This window comes from Devosia sp. A449 (genome assembly GCF_054489375.1).
This window is the reverse complement of the sequence record NZ_JBTMWU010000003.1, coordinates 397,402-416,950: the sequence shown is the minus strand read 5'-3', so window position 1 is coordinate 416,950 and position 19,549 is coordinate 397,402. Positions and strand designations below refer to the sequence as shown.

Genomic DNA, 19,549 nt, shown 5'->3' with positions numbered 1-19,549 from the left:
GGTTTCGATAGCCATTGGTCTATTTGCTCCCGTAGCGAATGCGGGGATCGATCCAGGCGAGCAGCAGATCGCTGATCAGCGTGCCGATCACCGTCAGCATGCCCAGCAGCATGATGATGGCGCCGGCGAGGAACATGTCCTGGCTGGTCAGTGAGCGCAGCAGCAGCGGCCCGGCGGTCGGCAGATTGAGCACCACCGACACCAGCACCGAACTCGACACCAGCGCCGGCAGCAGCCAGCCAATGGTCGAGATCAGCGGATTGAGCGCCACCCGCACCGGATATTTCAGGATGGTACGGAACTCGCTCAGGCCCTTGGCCCGCGCCGTGGTCACATAGGGCTTTTTCAGCTCATCGAGCAGATTGGCGCGCAGGATGCGGATCAGCTCGGCGGTGCCGGCCAGCGACAGCACCAGGATCGGCGCCCAGGCGTGGCTGAGGAAATCCCAGACCCGGGCCGGGCTCCAGCGCGCCGTCTCGAATTCGGGCGAGAACAGCCCGCCAATGGTTTGGCCGAACCAGGTGAAGCTGAGATACATCAGGATCAGCGCGAAGAAGAAATTGGGAATGGCGAGGCCGAGAAAGCCGCCAATGGTGGCGAGATAATCGCCGAGGGAATATTTGCGCACGGCGGCATAGATGCCGATAGGCAGGGCGACCAGCCACATCACGATGACGGCCAGCCCTTCGAGCAGGATGGAATTGCCCAGCCGGCCCCAGATCAGCGTCGTCACCGGCGCTTTCCATTCAAAGCTCTGCCCGAAATCGCCGCGCAGCAGAATGCCGCTGATCCATTTCCAATATTGGATGATGTAGGGCTCGCCGAAGCCATATTGCTGGCGCAGCGCCTCGATCTGGGCCGGATCGACCTGATCGCCATTGGCGGCCAGCATCGCCATATAGGTGGTCAGATAATCGCCCGGCGGCAGCTGGATGATGGCGAAAGCCACAAAGCTCACCGCCCACATCGTCAGCACCATCGCAATCATCCGGCTGGTAATGAAACGCAGCATCGGCGTCTCCTGTTCGTCAGAAACTTGGTGAGCATGGGGGCGCCCCAAGCATCGGGGCTCGCCGTCACCCCCTCCTAGCCTCCCCCGTCAAGGGGGAGGTACAGATCGGTGGGCGATATTCCCCTCGCGGCGCGGGGAGCGCCGCGAGGGGCGGGAGGCCGTTACTCAGCGGCGAAGTACCACTGGAACGGATCGTAGGGGCCGGGGGTGGGGAACAGATAGGCGTGCAGCATCGGTTCAGCGATGTTCCGCATATTGTTCTTGGCGATGTAATAGCCATTGCCGGGCAGGCTGATGCCGATCACCGGGAAGTTCTCCTTGGCCAGGGCCAGGATTTCCTTCATCAGCGTATCGCGCTTGGCCGGGTCACCCTCGCCACGCAGCAGCTTCATCTTGTCCATCTGCTGCTTGGCCCAATCGGCGGGCTCTTCGGCGATTTCCGGACGCGAGCCGTTGAACCACTGGGCCCAGCGATAGGCCCAGACGGATTCGTCACCCGAAGCCATGTAGTAACGCGGCTCCTGCACCACATCGAGGCCGCCGTCGCCCTGCCAGATCTGGGCGTCATAGTCGCCGAGCGGGCGCTTGTCGTAATAGAGGGTGCGGTCGATATTGTTCAGCTCGATATCGATGCCACCGGCTTCGATCTGCAGCTGGATCAGCTCCATCATGTCGGTCCATTCGGTGCGGAAGGCAGCGATGGTGTCGATGGTGACGACCAGCGGCGAACCGTCCGGCATGGTGTAGAAGCCATCGGCATTCTTGGGGCCAAGGCCGGCGGCCTGGAACGCGGCATCGGCCGCTTCGAGGTCCAGCTCGGTATATTGCTTGGCCATTTCCTCGTCATAGAACGGCGATTCAGGGCGCGGCGCGGCCTGGAAGGGTTCGCCCTGCCCGGTAAACACCACATCGATGATTTCCTGCCGGTCGATCAGATGGCTGACGCCGATGCGGAAGTCCTTGTTGCCGAACACGGCGCGGCGCGCCGGATCGACGTGGTTCATGTTGAACTGCAGCGTCATGGTATTCATGCTCGCCGGGATGTTGGCGCCGAGCCGATAGTCACCGGTTTCCTGGCCGTCGAAGAACAGCGGCTGGTTGGCCACGGTGGCGATATGACGATCCTGGAAGTCGATTTCGCCATTCAGCGCCATCAGCGTCAGCTCTTCCAGCGAGTCCGAGACGCGCATATCGAGCCGGTCGATATAGGGCAGCTGATTGCCGGCGGTGTCGACCTTCCAGTAATAGGGATTGCGCACGAAGGTGGTGCGGCTCGCGTCGCCGGTCAGCGGCACGTCGATCATCCACGCATTCATGAAGGGCAGCTCGGGATTGGCAAAGCGGATGGTTTCCGTCGCCCATGAGCAGCGATTGCCCATCCACAACTCCCACGTCTCGAAGCCGGCGGCCTTGGCCTGCGCGACAGCGTCCGGGTTGTATTTGGGGTGGAATTGGCCGCAATAGTCCTTGCTCAGCGACACCACGGTCAGTCCGTTGATGCTGGCCAGCTCGTCCATGATCACGCCATTGGGATCACGGAAGACGAATTTGAACGTGGTCTCATCGACCACTTCGACGCTGACAGGGTTTTTCGGATCCTTGATGAAGCCGCCCACGCCGTAGCTGGGCTCGCTGAAGAGTTCGACCGCGAAGGCGATGTCGGCACTGGTGAACGGGGTGCCGTTATTCCACTTCAGCCCCTCGCGCAGCTTGAAGGTATAGACGCGGGAGTCTTCACTGACTTCCCAGCTCTCTGCCAGATTGGGGATGATCTGCTTCCATTCGCGATCGTAGCGCACCAGGCCGTCATAGGCCACGGTGCGGCCGATCCAGGCATTGTCGAGGCCGCCGCGCAACGCCGAGCGCCAGGTGCCACCATAGACGCCGACACTTTCCACCGGATCGATGACCAGCGGATTGGTCGGCAGGCGCTCGGCGACCGGCGGCAGTTCGCCACTGGCCACAGCCGCATCAAGCATCGGCGATTGCTGCTGGGCGATGGCGGCACTGCCCAGCATCAATACGGCGGTGAGCGCGCCGCTAACGACACGGCCGGCATGCACGCCCGACCTGCGTAAAGTTCTGTTCATGGATGTTCCTCCCTTGCGGCCGTCTGCTTCCGGCCCGGCGCCTCGTGACGCAGACGCAAGTTAGGTCAGGTTTTGCGCAATCGCAAGTATTTTGCGTAAATCACGCAAATAACGCAAATTTGCTCATTTTGCATTGTCGGGCCAATGGCCTATGGCGGGGAAAGGCGCTCTTTCACCGGGTCGAGGCGCGCCGTCCGCTAACATTTTTGCGGTGAATACGGTGGCTTCTCGCCCCGCTCAGACGGTAAAGACCGTCTCGCCTTCGACCATGCTGACGCCGATTTCGAGCTGCTGCACGGCGCGTTCGCCATCCATATGCTCGGCCAGCAACCGCACCGCGCCGCGCCCGATCGCCTCACGCTCGACCCGCACCGTGCTCAGCCGTGGCGTCGCCATTCCAGCCAGCGGCAAATCATCGAAGCCGATGATGGAAAAGTTCGGCGGCAAGGGGCTTTGCGGATCATAAATGCCTTCCAGCATCTCCACCGCCGCGATGTCGTTCCAGATGAAAGCCGCGGTGATATCGTGCCGCAGGGCCAGCATATCGGCCAGCAATTCCCCGGTATGGCGCTCATCGGTATTGACGATGGTGCCGACCGCCCCCGGCGTCATGGCGATGGCCTGTTCGAAGCCGCGCTGGCGCTGGCGAATGGTCGGCCGGTAGCGGTGGGTATAATGCAAAATCTTGCGGTGCCCGGCGTCCAGCAGCCGCTGCGTCGCCATGAAGGCGCCGTAGTAATTGGCTGGCGACACCGAGCTCACCCGCATTTTCGGGTCGCTGCCATTGACCAGCACCACCGGCGTTCCGGCTTCCGCCGACCACGCCGCCAGCTCGTCCCAGGCGTCGATCCCCGCCAGCAGCAAGCCACCGGCATCGGCCTGCTCGATCTGCTTCTGGATCAGCTCCAGCGTCACCGCCGCTTCATTGACCAGCCGCAGATCCAGCGTCATCCCGGCTTCGGCGGCCTGGGTCCGCATGCCCTCGACGATGCCGAAGTAAAACCCCGACAGCCCGCTGGTCGCGCCCCCGAGCGGAACCAGCGCCACGGCGCGCTTATCGCCGCCCGCCGGCAGCGTATTGTGTTTGGATTTGTAGCCCAGCGTCCGCGCCATGCGCTGCACATCGCGCCGCACCGCATCGCTGATGCCGATCTCATTGGCCAAAGCGCGCGACACGGTGCTCACCGAAACGCCAAGGCGCTCCGCGATGTCGGTCTGGTTCGCGCGTCTCTGTTTGGCCACGGCAGCTCCTTGTTTCTCCTTTACGCAATATTTGCGTTTTTTGAGCAACGCAAGCCCCGTGTGGAACTATCTCCCTGGCCCCTCCCCAGCCAAGGCGTCCAAGGGGCTGGCGCATTGCCGGCCGCCGGCTGCGGCCCAGCCAGTGCAAAACCCAATGTGATCAGCCTCTTACCTGTGGCTGAACCGTTCGGTGACATTGACCTTTTTGCCCCTCCGGCCGATAACCGGCCAAGCCACACGTTTGGAGAACAAAGGCAATGGAAGACAAAAACACTATAATTCCGACCAGGAGAGAATTTCTTTCCATGATCGGCGCAGTTGGTGGCGCAGCAGTAATGTATCAGGCGATGGGTGCTATGGGTCTGGCCCAGGCCTCGCCATATGAAGGCGCGATCAAGCTTGGTCAGGCGCCCGCTGGTGCCAAGGTGCTGGTTCTCGGCGCCGGCATTGCCGGCATGGTTGCGGCAATGGAATTGCGCGACGCCGGCTATGAAGTCGAAATACTTGAATTCCGCGACGTTGCGGGCGGCCGTTGCTGGACCCTGCGGGCCGGCGACACCTTCGAGGAACTGGGTGGCGAAACCCAGACCGTCGATTTTGCCGAGGGCAATTATTTCAATCCCGGCCCATGGCGCGTGCCCTACAACCACTACGGCATCATGGACTACTGCCGCCGCCTCGGCGTCGAGCTGGAGCCACTGATCCAGATCAACAACTTCTCCTATGTGCACTCCAGCAAAGCCCTCGATGGCAAGCCCGTGCGCTACCGCGAAATCAACACCGATTTCCGCGGCCACATCTCCGATCTGCTGTCGAAGGTCACCAATCAGGGTGCGCTGGACGAAGTGCTGTCGGACACTGACAAGACCCAGTTGCTCGCCGCACTGCGCACCTTCGGCGCGCTTAACAGCGACAACGAATACGTCTCGGGCAACACGGCCAGCGCGCGTCGCGGCTATGAGCGTGCACCGGGCGGCGGCGTCGATGGCGCACCAATCGCCAACGACATCATGGATCTGACCACGCTGCTGGATTCGGGTCTGTGGAGCCGTCTGGCCACCAGCGAAGGCCTCAATGGCTCGATGCCGATCTTCCAGCCCAAGGGCGGCATGGACATGATCGCGCGCGCAATGGCTGAAAACCTGGGCGACCTGGTCAGCTACAACAAGAAGATCACCGCCATTCGCCAGGACGAAACCGGCGTCACCGTCACTTATGAAGACCGCGCCAATGGCGGGGCCGAGGCGACATCGACGGCGGATTACTGCGTTTGCACCATCCCCTTCTCGGTGCTCAGCCAGATCGACCACGACTTCTCCGGCCCGCTCTCGGACGTCATCAACACGATGTCCTACGCGACCGCCATCAAGGTCGGCCTCGAGTTCAATCGCCGGTTCTGGGAAGAAGACGAGCATATCTACGGCGGCTCGACCTATACCGACCTGCCGATCTCGCAGATTTCCTACCCGTCCAACGACTACCTCTCCAGCAAGCCCGGCGTTCTGCTCGGGGCCTATTCCTGGGGCGCAACGGCCTATCAGTTCTCGTCGATGACGCCGGCTGATCGTATCCAGCACACCCTCGAATATGGCAGCCAGATTCATCCGCAGATGCAGGAAGAGTTCAAGGCTGGCGTGGCTGTCGCCTGGCACCGCGTGCCGTGGACGCTGGGTTGCAACGGCACCTGGCAGGACAAGGAAGCCCAGTATCAGGACGGCGTGTCCATGGACCGCCGCATCGTCTGCGCCGGCGAGCACCTGTCCTATCTGCCGGCTTGGATGGAAGGTGCCGTGCTCTCGTCGCTCGACGCGATCACCCGCCTGCACGCCGAAGCCACCACCGCAGCAGGAGCATAATCGATGAACTTCACTAAAATCGCCGCCGCTGCCGCATTGGTCAGCATGCTGGCAACCGGCGCCGCCCTGGCGCAGGACGCCGCCGCCGATGACAGCAAGGCCTGGTTCGGCAGCTCGTCGGTGCTGACCCAGCAGACGGGCAAGGGGCTTTACGAAGCCGTTTGCGCCAGCTGCCACATGTCCAAGGGTGAAGGCGCTGTCGGCGCCGGAGCCTATCCGGCACTGGCCAATAACGAGACGCTCGAATTCGCTGACTACCCGATCTACATGATCGTCAAGGGGCAGAAGGCCATGCCGCCGCTGGGCGGGATCATGAATGACGAGCAGATCGCCGCCGTGGTGAACTATATCCGCACCAACTTCGGCAACAACTACGCCGACGAGCCGGCTACGGCCGAAATGGTCGCTGCTGCGCGTTAAGCCAAATTACCCGGCGTGGTTTCGACCACGCCGGGTTTTTTTAGGGCTTTAGCCCCGCCGGCACCGGCGACGATTCATGCAATAGGGTAATCTCGATCCGCTCATTGGCCGCCATATAGGGGTCATTGGGAAAGAACGGTTCCGCCGTCGAGCGACCGACCACCGAATTGATCCGGTCGTCCTTGAGCCCGAACTCGCCCAAAATCTGCCGCACGATATTGGCGCGGTCGGCCGACAGCTCCCACGAGCCATAGCGCGGATTGGCATAGACCCCGCCTGCCGCCGTATGGCCCGAAATGCGCACCTGATTGGATAGCTTCTGCAGGATCGGAGCGATCGCCGCGATCGCCTGCCGCGTCGGTTCATTGGGATATTTCGATCCCTCGGGAAACATCGGGCTGCCTTCCTGATCGATGATCCGGATATTGAGGCCCTCTTCGGTCTCCTCGATCAGCAGATTATCCGACATTTCGGTGATGTCGGGCATGGCCTGCCAGGCCTGGCGAATGCTGGCCGCCGCACTGTGGAACGCCATATCCTCGGTCGCCTTGAGGTCGGATTGCGAGGCCTTGGCGGTGTCGAATGGATTGCCCGCCGACTGGTCGCGACCGCTCATTGCGCCCTCGACCGTGCCGAACTCCTGGCCCTTGGGCGTCACCGAGGCATCCACCGTTTCGGCCGGCGTCGAGCCCGCCATCAGCGAATCCGAATCATCAAGTGCCGTGCCGCCCATCAAGCCGCCCGATCCGCTGGTGGTCGGGCTGATATTGGGGGGCGCGAAATAGGAAGCGAGGCCCTCCTTCTGCTCGGGCGTGGTCATGCTGATCAGCCAGAGCAGAAGGAAGAACGCCATCATCGCCGTCACGAAGTCGGCATAGGCGATCTTCCAGGCCCCGCCGTGATGGGGGTGCTTGCGCCGCTTGGCGCGCTTGATGATGATCGGCTGGTCGTAATTCGCCATTCTGGCTTTCCTGAACCCGGCTTAGGTGGCTGCCGGCAGATTAGAGGTGGCCTCGTCGATTTCCGCGAAGGTCGGCCGGTCTTCTGACATCAGCGCCTTGCGGGCAAATTCGATGGCCATCACCGGGACCTGGCCCGAGATATGGGCCAGCAGGCCCACCTTGAGCGACAGGAAATACTTGGATTCGGCCTCATAGGTGTTGCGCAGCGACTGCGCGAAGGGCGCGAAAAAGCCATAGGCGACGAATACGCCGAAGAAGGTACCCACCAGAGCGCCACCGATCATGTGCCCTAGCACTTCGGGCGGCTGGGCAATGGCGCCCATGGTGTGGATGATGCCGAGCACGGCGGCGACAATGCCCAGAGCGGGCGTGCCATCGGCCAGCGCCTGAATGGCGCTCACCAGCCGGTCCTGCTCCTGGTGATGGGTTTCCAATTCCTCATCCATCAACGCTTCCATTTCATGGACGTTGTTGGACCCCAGCGTCACCATGCGCAGGTAATCGCAGACGAACTCCACCGCGTGATGGTTGTTGGCAAAGGTGGGGAAGCGGGCGAACAGCGTCGATTCGCTGGGGTTTTCGATATGCTGCTCAAGCGCCAGAATACCCTTGGACTGCACCAGCTTGTAGAGGCTGAACTGCATGCCCAGCAGTTCGACATACGCCGCCTTGTTGTATTTGGGGCCTTTGAACAGCGTGCCGAACACGCCCAGCGTCTGCTTCAGCACCGCGCCGGTATTGCCGATGATATAGGCGCCCATGGCGGCGCCCAGAATGATGATGAATTCGTAGGGCTGCCACAGCACTGCCAGATGGCCACCCACCCCGATATAGCCGCCAATAACGCAGGCGACGACCATGATGACCCCGATGATAAGACGCATTAGACCTGAAACTCACCTTGAGGACGACAACGTTCCCAGGCGGGCATTATCGGTCGGTTTACCTTAACAGTGGGTTATCCCCGGGGTCTGGTCCTCCCCGGCTCACGCATGGCAGCGATCACCTTGCGGTGTGCGCCTGCCAAAAGTGGTAAGATTGGTGCCGAAAGTTGAATCGAATGCACCGGCGCGGCGAAATCGCGGCACGCCGGGTGGCAGTTTCGATGAAGAGAAAGACTAGTTCCGCCAGATGCCGCGCTGGCTACGGGCGTGGATAACCTGGCGCATGAAAACCTCGGCCGGACGATAGTACCAGGCCAGCTCAGCCGGCGTAGTCACCGGCCCCAGCGCAGGATGCACGAAGTCCACGGCCAGCGCGGCACGTGTCGCACATTCCAGATAATAGGCGCCGGCGGTCACCAGAAATATCCCGCCAGCCAAAAGTTCAAGATTGATCAGAGCCCTCTCCTGTCGCTGTTGGCGCTCATATAGTCACAAGCCGATCAGCCGACTAAGCGAAAGGATTTGTTAAGCCTAACCCGTCCAATTGCGTAGAACTGCTTAGGGCGTTTCGGGATCGAGAAACCCGCCCGACTGGCGCTGCCAGAGCTGGGCATAATGCCCGCCTAGCACCAGCAATTCGGCATGCGTCCCCTGCTCGACAATCTGGCCGTGGTCCAGCACCACCAGCCGGTCCATCGCGGCGATGGTGGACAGGCGATGGGCGATGGCGATCACCGTCTTGCCCTGCATCAGCCGTTCCAGCTGGCTTTGAATGGCCGCCTCCACTTCGCTGTCCAGCGCCGACGTAGCCTCATCCAGCACCAGGATCGGCGCATTCTTGAGCAGCACCCGGGCAATCGCCACCCGCTGGCGCTGACCACCGGAGAGCTTGACGCCCCGCTCGCCCACCTGGGCGTCGTAGCCTTTGCGGCCCTTGAAGTCGACGAGGTTGTCGATGAACTCATCGGCCTCGGCCATCTCGGCGGCACTGACCATTTCCGCGTCGCTGGCGTCGGGCCGGCCGAACACGATATTGGCGCGCACAGAACGATGGAGCAGTGCCGTATCCTGCGTCACCACGCCGATATTGGCGCGTAGCGACGCCTGGGTGACTTGGGAGATATCCTGCCCATCAATGGTGATGCGACCGCTTTGCAAATCGTAAAAGCGCAGCAGCAGATTGACCAGGGTGGACTTGCCGGCCCCGGAGCGCCCGATCAGCCCGACCCGCTCGCCCGGCGCGATATCGAGATCGAATTGCTCGATGATCCCACCCGGCCGGCCATAGTGGAAACCGACAGCTTCAAAGTGAATCCGGCCCGCCGTGACATGCAGCGGCACCGCGTTCGGTGCATCGACCAGCCCGAGCGGACGGGCGATCAACTCGGCCGAATTCTGAGCCGTGCCATAATTGCGCATCAGCCCGTTGAGCTGGTTCATCATCCGGCCCAGCAGATTGTAGAGTCGCAGCACCAGCCCGAGGGTAAAGGCCACGCCGCCGACCGAGATCAGCCCCTGGGTCCACAAATGCACACTCAGCGCGCCGATGCCGGCGATGGCCAGGCCCGACAGCATGCCCATGGCCGAACGCACGCCAACCAGCGTGCGCGCCAGTCCGGTCAGCGCGCCGAGAAAATTCTCGAAGCCGCGCCGCACGAAGCGGTCATCGGCCTCGCTGGGGCCGAACAGCTTGAGCGTCTGGATATTGGAAAAGCTGTCCACCACCCGCCCGGTGAGCGCCGACGCCGTTTCCGCCACCACAGTCGAGCGTTGGCGCATGCGCGGCACATAATACCAGGCCAGACCGGAAAAGGCGGCAATCCACAGGGCAACCGCTGCCCCAAGCCGCCAGTCGAGCTGCCCCACCAGCACCAGCGTGGCGATGGCATAGACGGCGATGAACCAGACCACCTGCAGCAGCGCCACCATGAAATCGCCCACGGCGCTGCCGCTCTGCCAGACCTTGCTGGCGATGGCGCCGGAGAAATCATTCTGGAAAAAGCTCAGGCTCTGGCGAATGACATGGGCATAGGCCTGCCAGCGCACCAGATTGTAAAAGCCCAGATTGACCGTCTGCTCTTCCACCGCCGCCGACAGCCAGGTCACGAAAAACCGCACGCCGAGCACGACGAACAGCATGAGCGCCAATTCGGTGCCATTGGCCGCGAGCAGCCCGTTCCAGCCGGCGCCCTGATTGGCCGCGTCGAGCATATCGACCAGCCGCCCGACATAATAAAATAACGCCGCCTCGATCAGCGCCACCGCGCCACCCAGAATCAGCAGCGCCAAAAAGGCCAGCTTGGCCTGGCGAATATAGTGCCAGAAAAAGCGTGGCCCCGAGGCTGGCGGCTCAAGGCTGACGGGCTGGCGGAAGGGGTCGATCCAGGACTCGAAAGCCCGATGCAGAACGCTGAAAACGGTCATCGGAAACCAAAAATGGCGGCAATGGCTATCTGTATAGGGCCATTCGCCCCGGCGCGACCACCCGCCGCGTGCATTCGGCACCCGAACCGTCAGCCGCTCAGTGCAGGATGGGGATTGGCGGATTGATATCGTGCAGCTGGACGCTGAGGGCCGGGCTGTCCAGCAGAATTTTGGCGACGCGCTGCTCGTCGGCCAGGGTATCGAGATAGATCCGCAGCACCAGATGCCTCTCGGCGCGCAGCGCCACATCGTCAAGCGCGATACTGCCCGGCTCGGCCAGCGCCGCATCGTCGGTCAACTCAAAGCATTCGCACCCGGTAATGCCGAGCGCGCCCAGCTGCGCCATGATCGTCTCGACGGCTCCGATATTGTCAAAAATGCCGATCGCCAGACGTCGACGTAGCCGATCCATGGGCCTGCCCTACCCGCTTAATGCAGATCGCCTTCGCACTGCGCGAGCAGGCGAAGCCGGTCCATATCGCGCACCACGAAGCTGCCGCGATTGGGCAGATCGATGACCCGCATGGCGCGCAGCCGCGTCATGTTGCGGCTGACCGTTTCGATGGTGAGGCCGAGATAATCGGCAATATCGGCGCGGCACATCGGCAGCGGCAGAGCGCGGCCAACCATTGGCGCCCTGGCCCGACCGGCCATGCTCAGCAGAAAGCTGGCGATCCGCTCGACCGCCGTCTTGCGGCACAGCAGGATCGACAGATCCTGCATGCTGGCCACTTCATCGCCGGCCACCTTGAGCAGTTTTTCCGCTAGCTCAGGGCGCTCGCGCATGGCGCGCAACAGCGAGGATTTGGGGATGGCGCGAACCCGCGTTGTGGTCAGCGCATCGCAATCGAAACGGTAGGTATCGCCATGGCCGAAGCCGACAATGTCGCCGGCGAAGGCGAAGGTGACGATCTGGCGGCGGCCATCGGGAAAAATCTTGTAGGCCCGCACCGCGCCGCTGAGAATCTCGTAAAATCCAGTGGTTTCATCGCCCTCACGAAACAATGGATCATAAGCTGCCAGCAACCTGACGCCATTGGCGTTAGCCGCGCCGCCCATCCAGGGCGTTTGAGTCTCAACACCCAATGCGATAGTGGAAAGCTGCATGTTCTATCCCCGGACCCGCACAATATTCGCGTCGCTGGAGACATATAGACTGCGCTATGTAAGACCCTTGCGGACCCTGCGTACTGATTTGTAACTGAATGTAACGGAACCGGAGCCAGACAGCGCCGATGGCGGATCAGCAGCACCACATTCTGGTCGTGGACGATGACGATCAGGTCCGTCGCATGCTGCGGCGCTGTTTTGAGGGCGAGGGCTTCCGCGTCAGCGAGGCGGTGGATCAGGCCGGGGTCGACACAGCGCTGGATGGCGGCGTCGACCTGATCACGCTCGATCTCAATCTGGGCCGCACCGATGGGCTCTCGATCGCTCGCACAGTGCGGCAGAACTGGGACCTGCCCATCATCATGATCACCGGCAAGGGCGACATGATCGACCGCATTGTCGGGCTGGAAATCGGCGCCGACGACTATATCGCCAAGCCGTTCCACCTGCGCGAGGTGTTGGCCCGCGTCCGCTCGGTGCTGCGTCGGACCGCCCCACGCGATGCGGCCTCCCCTAGCGCCCAAATCGGTTTCGATGGCTTTGTACTCGATCTGGACCGCCGCGAATTGAGTGGGCCGGATGGCGATATCCGCATCACCAGCGGTGAATTTGACCTGCTGGCGCTCTTCTCCCAACACCCGCATCGGGTGCTGAGCCGCGACCAGATCATGGACCTGCTCAAGGGCCATGACTGGACCCCCAATGATCGCAGCATCGACAATCAGATCGCCCGGCTGCGCAAGCTCATCGAGACCGATAGCCAGCAGCCGAGGCTGCTGAAAACCGTGCGCGGCGCCGGCTACAGCTTCACTCCGAAGACGCTGCGGAGCTGAGCCTTAGCGCGCCAATGCGTCGCCGATGGCGGCCGCCAGTTCGGCCAGCCGATAGGGTTTGCGCAGAATTTTGAGGCCCTTATCGGCTTTGGTCAGGTCGCCGGCCAGTTCCTCGGCATAGCCCGAGGTCAGCAATACCGGCATCTGCGGATAGAGTTCCCGCACCTGCAGGCGCAATTCATAGCCCGACATGCCGCCCGGCATCACCACATCGGTAAACAGCAGATCGACCGCTGGATTAGCCGCCAACACAGCCAGGGCCTCGGCGCCGCTGGCCGCCGACAGCACCGTGTAGCCCAGCTGCGTCAGGCGCGAGACCGTGAGCTTGCGGACGCGATCATCATCCTCCACCGCCAGGATCACCTGACCATTGCCGGAGGCGGCATCACTACCCTCCCCGGCCACGCCTTCCACTGGCTCCACCCGGTAGCGCGGCAGGTAAATGGTGACCGTGGTGCCCTTGCCCTCAAGGCTCTCAATGGTGGCCAAGCCGCTCGATTGCTTGGCAAAGCCATAGATCATCGACAGGCCCAGCCCGGTGCCGCGCCCCTGCTCCTTGGTGGTGAAAAACGGCTCGAACGCACGCTCGCGCACCGCATCGGGCATGCCGGCGCCGGTATCGGACACTGACAGGCGCACATAGTCGCCCGGCGGCAGACCATCGAGCTGGCTCGACCTGGCCGCATCAATGGCGACATTGCCGGTCTCGATCAGCAGGCGCCCGCCATCAGGCATCGCATCGCGCGCATTGACCGCCAGATTGACGATGGCGCTTTCCACCTGCGAGGCATCGACCCGCGCCGACCACAGATTGGGCGTCAGCGCATTGGACAGATAGATGGTCGCGCCCAGCGTGCGGTGCAGCATGTCGGTCAGGCCGACCACGAAACTGTTGAGATTGATGCTTTCCGGCTCAAGCTGCGAGCGGCGGGCAAAGGCCAGCAGCCGCGCGGTGAGCCGCGCCCCCAGATCGGCCGCCTCAAGCGCCTCGGTGGTCAACTCGCGCTGCTGGGGCGTCGTGAGCTTGCCCTCCAGCATCTCCAGATTGCCGATGATCACGGTTAGCAGATTGTTGAAATCATGGGCAATGCCGCCGGTCAGCTGGCCCATGGCCTCCATCTTCTGCGCCTGGCGCAGCGCCAGTTCGGTGGCCTTGTGGGCCGACAGATCGTGAATGATGCCGGTGAAATGAATCCGACCGTCGATCTCGAATTCACTCACCGCCAGATGCATCGGAAATAGCGTGCCGTCGCGCCGGCGACCGCTGACCTCGCGCCCGATGCCGATGATCTTGCGCCGTCCGGTGGAGCGGTAATTATGCAGATAGCCGTCATGCTCGGAATGGTAGGGCTCGGGCATCAGGAAATGCACATTGCGCCCGAGAAATTCATCCTGCTCATAGCCGAACAGTCGGGCCGCCGCCGGATTGACCGTGGTGATGAGGCCCTTGCCATCGATGGTGATGATGGCGTCGACCGCCGATTCCAGAATGGCCTGCAGCTTGCGCGCCTGTCCCACGAGCGACAGGTTGGATTCAAAATCGTCGGACACGTCAGGCTCACTTTCAACACGGCACCGCGCAAAGCCTAGCGATGGGGCATGCGCGGCACAAACAAAAACCAGCCAAGGCAACGCCGAATAAATTCAGCGTATTTGCGCTGGAACAAAGACCCTCGCCAAGCCCTGCGCTAGAGGGCGGGCTGAGCACGGCTGCTCAAGGCGAGCCCGATGAGCGACATTCCGACCGTCAAGCGCACCCCCGTCCCGCGCGGCATTGCCCGCAGCGGCCCGGTGATTTTCTCCTATGGTTTCCGGCCGTTTTTCCTCGCCGCCGGGCTGTGGGCTATCCTCGCCATGGCGCTGTGGATCGGGGCAATTGCCGTTGGCTGGGACATTGGCGGCAGCTATGGCGGGGCCTATTGGCACGCCCATGAAATGCTGTTCGGCTATAGCTCGGCGGCGCTGGCCGGCTTTCTGCTCACCGCCATTCCCAACTGGACCGGTCGCCTGCCGGTATCGGGCGCGCCGCTGATCGGGCTATTTGCGCTGTGGTGTGCCGGGCGGCTGGCCCTGCTGGCGCCCGACCTGCTGGGCCTGCCGCTCTCTGTCGCCATCGACGCCGCCTTCCTGCCGGTGCTGTTCGCCATCTGCCTGCGCGAGATTGCCGCTGGCCGCAAATGGAAGGACCTCAAGATATTGGCCGGCATTCTGGCGCTGGCACTGGCCAATCTCGGCTTCCACCTGCTGGTCGCCTGGGGCGGCGAGGCGGCGCTGGCCAACCGGCTCGGCGTCAGCGCCTTCGTCATGCTGATCACGATCATGGGCGGCAGGGTGGTGCCCAGCTTCACCCGCAACTGGCTGGCCAAGCGCTTCAGCACCAAACTGCCGACACCCTATGGCCGCTTCGACACCGTGGCATTGCTGACCGGACTGGCCGCATTGGCGCTTTGGGTGATGCTGCCGGACACGCTTTGGGCGGCCATTGGATGCGCTATCGCCGGCGGTCTGCATCTACTGAGGCTGGCCCGCTGGCGCGGCTGGCAGTGCTGGGACGAAAAACTGGTGCTCGTGCTGCATCTTGGCTACGCCTTCGTGCCGGCGGGGTTTTTCGCCGTGGCCGCCGCCCAACTAGGCTGGGTCGAGCCGATAGCGGCGCTGCATATGTTCACCGTTGGCGCCATCGGCGTCATGACGCTGGCCATCATGACCCGGGCGACACGCGGCCATACCGGCCTGCCGCTCATGGCCTCCCGCACCACTACGGCCAGCTATGCCGCATTGCTCGCCACTGCGCTGTTGCGACCATTCGCCAGCGTCTGGCCCGATTTTGCCACCGAGCTGCTATCGGCCAGCGGCCTGTGCTGGATCATCGCCTTCGGGCTCTACAGCCTTGAATACGGCCCGGTGCTGCTGCGCCGTCGCCGTGAGCGGGGCGATTGAGCCGGGCGCGGCACGATGGCCAATGCGCCCGATAATTGCGCCAGATCAAAGACTGTGCGGGGGTTTCCATTAGGCCTCGGTCGGAATGCGGGCCTCTGCGCCCGACGCCGGAACAGGACGACCGATAATGATTGCAGATTTGACACGGGCCGAGCGGCTCTGGGCCATGCTGATCCTTGGGGCACTCGGCCTTGTCGGCCTCGCCATGGCCATCGGCGGCCGCAATGACCTGCTGGGCGCGCACGGCTGGATCGTGCTGGCGTCCGGGCTGGGCGGCTTCATGCTGGTGCTACGCGGCAAGGATGCGCCCGAGCCCAGCCCCGAGCGGCTCAGCGAATATTACGACGAACCCACCAAGGTCGGCATCATCCTCACCCTGCTCTGGGCCATCGCCGGCATGGGCGCCGGCTTTTGGGTCGCCGCCCTGCTGGCCTGGCCCGATATGACCTTTGACGCGGCCTGGGCCAGCTTTGGCCGTCTCCGTCCGGTCCATACCAGCGGCGTGATTTTCGGCTTCGGCGGCAATGCGCTGATCGCCACCTCATTCCACGTGCTGCAGCGCACCACCCGCGCCCGCCTGCCCGACCAGATCAGCCCCTGGTTCGTGCTGCTGGGCTACAATCTGTTCTGCGTCATCGCCGCCACCGGCTATCTGATGGGCATTACCCAGTCCAAGGAATATGCCGAGCCGGAATGGTATGCCGATATCTGGCTGGTCGTCGTCTGGGTGGTGTATTTCGCCATCTATATGCGCACTTTGGCCCGCCGCAAGGAGCCGCATATCTATGTGGCCAACTGGTATTACATGGCCTTCATCCTGGTCGTGGCCATCCTGCATATCGTCAACAATCTGGCTATTCCCATCGACTGGGGCAGCGCCAAATCCTACTCGCTGTTCTCCGGCGTGCAGGATGCCATGACGCAATGGTGGTACGGCCATAACGCCGTGGCCTTCTTCCTCACCTCCGGCTTCCTGGGCATGATGTATTACTATCTGCCCAAGCGCGCCGGCCGGCCGATCTTCTCCTACCGGATGTCGATCATCAGCTTCTGGGGCATCACCTTCATGTATATGTGGGCCGGTTCTCACCACCTGCACTACACCGCCCTGCCCCATTGGGTGCAGACGTTGGGCATGGCCTTCTCGGTCGTGCTGCTGGTGCCGAGCTGGGCCTCGGCGGGCAACGCCCTGCTGACCCTCAACGGCGCGTGGCACAAGGTACGCGACGACGCCGTATTGCGCTTCATGGCACTGGCCGCGATCTTTTACGGCATCACCACCTTTGAAGGCTCGTTCATGGCCATCCGCGCCGTGAACTCGCTCAGCCACTACACCGACTGGACCATCGGCCACGTCCATGCCGGCGCGCTAGGCTGGGTCGCCATGATCACCTTCGGTTCGCTCTATGCGCTAGTGCCCTCGATGTGGAAACGCCCGGGGCTCTACTCCAACAAGCTGGTCGAGCTACATTTCTGGCTCGCCCTGTCGGGGACCGTTATCTACGTCTTCGCCATGTGGAATTCGGGCGTCATCCAGGGCCTGATGTGGCGCACCTACACCGAGAGCGGTGGCCTCGCCTACTCGTTCATCGACAGCGTCGTGCCGATGCATCCCTACTATATCGCCCGCGCCTTTGGCGGCCTGCTGTTCCTGCTCGGCGCGCTGGTTGCCACCTATAATGTCGTCATGACCATCCGCATGCCGGCCACCGCCCCGGACGATGTCGCCCTCGACATTCCCGTCCAGCCCGTCCTGCAAGCCGGAGAATAAGCGCCATGTTCGGCCTTCATTATAACCTCGAACGCAGCGCCATCGGCCTTGTCGTGTTCATCATCTTCGTCGCCTCGATCGGCGGGCTGATCGAGATCGCTCCCCTGTTCACCATAGACGAAACGGTGGAACAGGCCCCCGACATGCGGGTCTATACCCCGCTCGAAGTGGCCGGGCGCGACATCTATATGCGGGAGGGGTGCTACGCCTGCCACAGCCAGATGATCCGCACCCTGCGCGACGAGGTGGAACGCTACGGCCCCTATTCGCTGGCGGTGGAAAGCAGCTACGACCATCCCCAGCTCTGGGGCTCCAAGCGCACCGGGCCGGATCTGGCCCGGCTCGGCAACAAATACTCGGACGAGTGGCACACTATGCACCTCTACAATCCGCGTGACGTCGTGCCCGAGTCCAAAATGCCCGCCTATCGCTGGCTGCTGCGCGACGAGTTGCGCACCGACAAGATGAGCAATCATCTCAAGGCGCTGCGGGCGGTTGGCGTGCCCTATACCGACGAGCAGATCGCCAATGCCGCGCTCGACGCCTATGGCCAGGCCAATCCGGACTCGCCCCAGGTGAGCGGCGTCGCCGAGCGCTATGGCGACGCCACCAATATCCGCATGTTCGACGGCGTTTCCAACCGCCTGACCGACATGGATGCGCTGGTCGCCTATCTGCAGGTGCTCGGCAATCTGACCAATGCCGCCCATGAACCCAACCAGCCGGAGGCCGAATAAATGCCCTTCGATCATGACGCCGTTGTCGGCTTCGCTAAGTCCTTCGGCCTGTTTTACATGCTGGCCATGACCGTCATCGCACTGGTCTGGACCTATTGGCCCTCCAACAAAAAGGGCTTTGACGCCGCCGCCCAATTGCCGGTTCGTGAAGAGGAGGACCGGCCATGGCAGGGCTAGGCGAACGCGACGAAATCTCCGGTCAGGTCACCACCGGCCATGAGTGGAATGGCATCAAGGAACTCAACACGCCGGTGCCGCGCGTGCTGTATTTCTTCCTCATCCTGCTGGCGGGCTTTGCCGTCTTGTGGACCGTGCTGATGCCAAGCTGGCCGGGGATCAATGGCTATTTCCGGGGTCTGCTGGGCGCTGATCAGCACGCCGCAGTTACCCAGAGCGTGCAGGAAGGGCGACTGGAACGGGCAGACTGGACCAGCCGCATCGAGAGCGAGGATTTCGCCGCCATCCAGGCCGATCCGGCGCTGATGAATATCGTGCGAGAAACCGGCGGGGCGCTATTCGGCGACAATTGCGCCGCCTGCCACGGCACCTCGGCCACCGGCAGCACCGGCTTCCCCAATCTGGCCGCCGCGGCGCTGATGTGGGGCGATGAGGCTGAACTGGTGGAAGAGACCATCCGCGTCGGCATCAACGGCTCCAGTCCCGAGACGCGCTATGCCGAAATGCTGGCCTTTGGCCGCGACCAGATGCTGGCCCGTGCCGAAATCGACACAGTGGTGGCCTATGTGCAGACCCTGTCCGATCCAACCCTTGCCGTCGATCCAGCAACCCTGGCCGCAGGCGCCGAAATCTTCGCCAACAATTGCGCCGGCTGCCATGGCGAGGACGCCATGGGGATGAGCGAGAGTGGCGCACCGAACCTGACTGACGCCTACTGGCTCTATGGCGGTGACCACGCCAGCATCCGCCAGTCGGTCTATGGCGGCCGCGCCGGCACCATGCCCTCCTGGGAGGGCCGACTGTCGGCTGCCGATATTCGGCTGCTGACGCTCTATGTGCTCGATTTGCGGGCCAGCCAACCATGAGCGTCGAGGCCGGCAGCCGGGACAATGACGCGCGGCGGCGCAGCACGTTCCGGCTGCTGATCATTGCCGCCGTGGTGATTATCGGCGTGCTGCTGGTCGCCAATGCCCACCTTGTCTATGTCGCCTTCTCGTCGCAGCCCGATTGCGTCACCCACCTCAAGGGCGCCGGCACGGATGGCGCCTACCGCGCCGCCAAATCGGCCTGCTGACCTTCAACCCAACGGA

At 62.8% G+C, this 19,549-nt stretch carries 19 protein-coding genes; 9 read left to right on the top strand and 10 right to left on the bottom strand.

From position 1 onward, the window contains the following. Nucleotides 1-19 precede the first annotated feature (19 nt). The 3 genes from ACX3OW_RS11285 to ACX3OW_RS11275 all read right to left on the bottom strand — a co-directional run bounded on the left by ACX3OW_RS11285 (nt 20) and on the right by ACX3OW_RS11275 (nt 4,344). Complete coding sequence (locus ACX3OW_RS11285) at nt 20-1,012, bottom strand: ABC transporter permease (protein ID WP_459095860.1); 993 nt, start codon at nt 1,010-1,012, stop codon at nt 20-22. 161 nt (nt 1,013-1,173) lie between these two features. Next, complete coding sequence (locus tag ACX3OW_RS11280) at nt 1,174-3,102, bottom strand: ABC transporter substrate-binding protein (RefSeq protein WP_459095859.1); 1,929 nt, start codon at nt 3,100-3,102, stop codon at nt 1,174-1,176. A gap of 237 nt (nt 3,103-3,339) precedes the next feature. Beyond that, a complete protein-coding gene (locus tag ACX3OW_RS11275; protein WP_459095858.1) occupies nt 3,340-4,344 on the bottom strand; it encodes a LacI family DNA-binding transcriptional regulator in 1,005 nt (334 codons plus the stop codon). A 305-nt stretch (nt 4,345-4,649) separates the two neighbouring features. Between ACX3OW_RS11275 and ACX3OW_RS11270 the strand changes: the two genes are divergently transcribed. Further along, nucleotides 4,650-6,200: a flavin monoamine oxidase family protein gene (locus tag ACX3OW_RS11270; RefSeq protein ID WP_459095857.1), complete on the top strand. Its 1,551-nt coding sequence runs from the start codon at nt 4,650-4,652 to the stop codon at nt 6,198-6,200. Between the two features lie 3 nt (nt 6,201-6,203). Then, nucleotides 6,204-6,620 (top strand): c-type cytochrome, encoded by a 417-nt coding sequence (locus ACX3OW_RS11265; RefSeq protein WP_459095856.1) that lies wholly within the window; start codon nt 6,204-6,206, stop codon nt 6,618-6,620. 40 nt (nt 6,621-6,660) lie between these two features. Here the strand turns inward: ACX3OW_RS11265 and ACX3OW_RS11260 are convergent, their stop codons facing one another. From ACX3OW_RS11260 to ACX3OW_RS11235, 6 genes are all read right to left on the bottom strand, one after another. Next, on the bottom strand, nt 6,661-7,581 hold the full coding sequence (locus ACX3OW_RS11260; RefSeq protein ID WP_459095855.1) for a flagellar motor protein MotB: 921 nt from the start codon (nt 7,579-7,581) through the stop codon (nt 6,661-6,663). Nucleotides 7,582-7,602: 21 nt separating this feature from the next. Then, the gene (motA, locus tag ACX3OW_RS11255) at nt 7,603-8,466 is read right to left on the bottom strand and encodes a flagellar motor stator protein MotA (protein WP_459095854.1); all 864 of its coding nucleotides are present in this window, start codon (nt 8,464-8,466) and stop codon (nt 7,603-7,605) included. Nucleotides 8,467-8,700: 234 nt separating this feature from the next. Then, the gene (locus ACX3OW_RS11250) at nt 8,701-8,883 is read right to left on the bottom strand and encodes a hypothetical protein (protein WP_459095853.1); all 183 of its coding nucleotides are present in this window, start codon (nt 8,881-8,883) and stop codon (nt 8,701-8,703) included. Between the two features lie 141 nt (nt 8,884-9,024). After that, nucleotides 9,025-10,890, bottom strand: coding sequence for an ABC transporter ATP-binding protein (locus ACX3OW_RS11245; RefSeq protein WP_459095852.1), 1,866 nt, complete (start codon nt 10,888-10,890; stop codon nt 9,025-9,027). Between the two features lie 97 nt (nt 10,891-10,987). Continuing rightward, nucleotides 10,988-11,302 (bottom strand): hypothetical protein, encoded by a 315-nt coding sequence (locus ACX3OW_RS11240; protein ID WP_459095851.1) that lies wholly within the window; start codon nt 11,300-11,302, stop codon nt 10,988-10,990. Nucleotides 11,303-11,319: 17 nt separating this feature from the next. Next, complete coding sequence (locus ACX3OW_RS11235) at nt 11,320-11,997, bottom strand: helix-turn-helix domain-containing protein (protein WP_459095850.1); 678 nt, start codon at nt 11,995-11,997, stop codon at nt 11,320-11,322. Nucleotides 11,998-12,125: 128 nt separating this feature from the next. On the opposite strand from ACX3OW_RS11235, the gene ACX3OW_RS11230 reads away from it, so the two are divergent. After that, on the top strand, nt 12,126-12,833 hold the full coding sequence (locus ACX3OW_RS11230; RefSeq protein ID WP_459095849.1) for a response regulator: 708 nt from the start codon (nt 12,126-12,128) through the stop codon (nt 12,831-12,833). Between the two features lie 3 nt (nt 12,834-12,836). On the opposite strand, the gene ACX3OW_RS11225 is transcribed toward ACX3OW_RS11230, so the two are convergent. Beyond that, entirely contained in the window at nt 12,837-14,384 is a 1,548-nt protein-coding gene (locus ACX3OW_RS11225) for a PAS domain S-box protein (protein WP_459095848.1), read from the bottom strand. Nucleotides 14,385-14,561: 177 nt separating this feature from the next. Between ACX3OW_RS11225 and ACX3OW_RS11220 the strand changes: the two genes are divergently transcribed. The 6 genes from ACX3OW_RS11220 to ACX3OW_RS11195 all read left to right on the top strand — a co-directional run bounded on the left by ACX3OW_RS11220 (nt 14,562) and on the right by ACX3OW_RS11195 (nt 19,533). Further along, nucleotides 14,562-15,773 (top strand): NnrS family protein, encoded by a 1,212-nt coding sequence (locus ACX3OW_RS11220; protein ID WP_459095847.1) that lies wholly within the window; start codon nt 14,562-14,564, stop codon nt 15,771-15,773. 127 nt (nt 15,774-15,900) lie between these two features. Then, a complete protein-coding gene (gene ccoN / locus ACX3OW_RS11215; protein WP_459095846.1) occupies nt 15,901-17,544 on the top strand; it encodes a cytochrome-c oxidase, cbb3-type subunit I in 1,644 nt (547 codons plus the stop codon). Between the two features lie 5 nt (nt 17,545-17,549). Further along, nucleotides 17,550-18,281 carry a cytochrome-c oxidase, cbb3-type subunit II gene (gene ccoO, locus ACX3OW_RS11210; protein ID WP_459095845.1) on the top strand — a complete coding sequence of 244 codons (732 nt, stop codon included), beginning with the start codon at nt 17,550-17,552 and terminating at the stop codon, nt 18,279-18,281. Next, on the top strand, nt 18,282-18,458 hold the full coding sequence (locus tag ACX3OW_RS11205; protein WP_459095844.1) for a cbb3-type cytochrome c oxidase subunit 3: 177 nt from the start codon (nt 18,282-18,284) through the stop codon (nt 18,456-18,458). Beyond that, nucleotides 18,446-19,324, top strand: coding sequence for a cytochrome-c oxidase, cbb3-type subunit III (gene ccoP / locus ACX3OW_RS11200; RefSeq protein WP_459095843.1), 879 nt, complete (start codon nt 18,446-18,448; stop codon nt 19,322-19,324). Before ACX3OW_RS11205 ends, ccoP begins: the two co-directional genes overlap by 13 nt. Beyond that, nucleotides 19,321-19,533 carry a hypothetical protein gene (locus ACX3OW_RS11195; protein WP_459095842.1) on the top strand — a complete coding sequence of 71 codons (213 nt, stop codon included), beginning with the start codon at nt 19,321-19,323 and terminating at the stop codon, nt 19,531-19,533. The genes ccoP and ACX3OW_RS11195 overlap by 4 nt, the downstream gene beginning before the upstream one ends. Nucleotides 19,534-19,549: the final 16 nt, after the last annotated feature.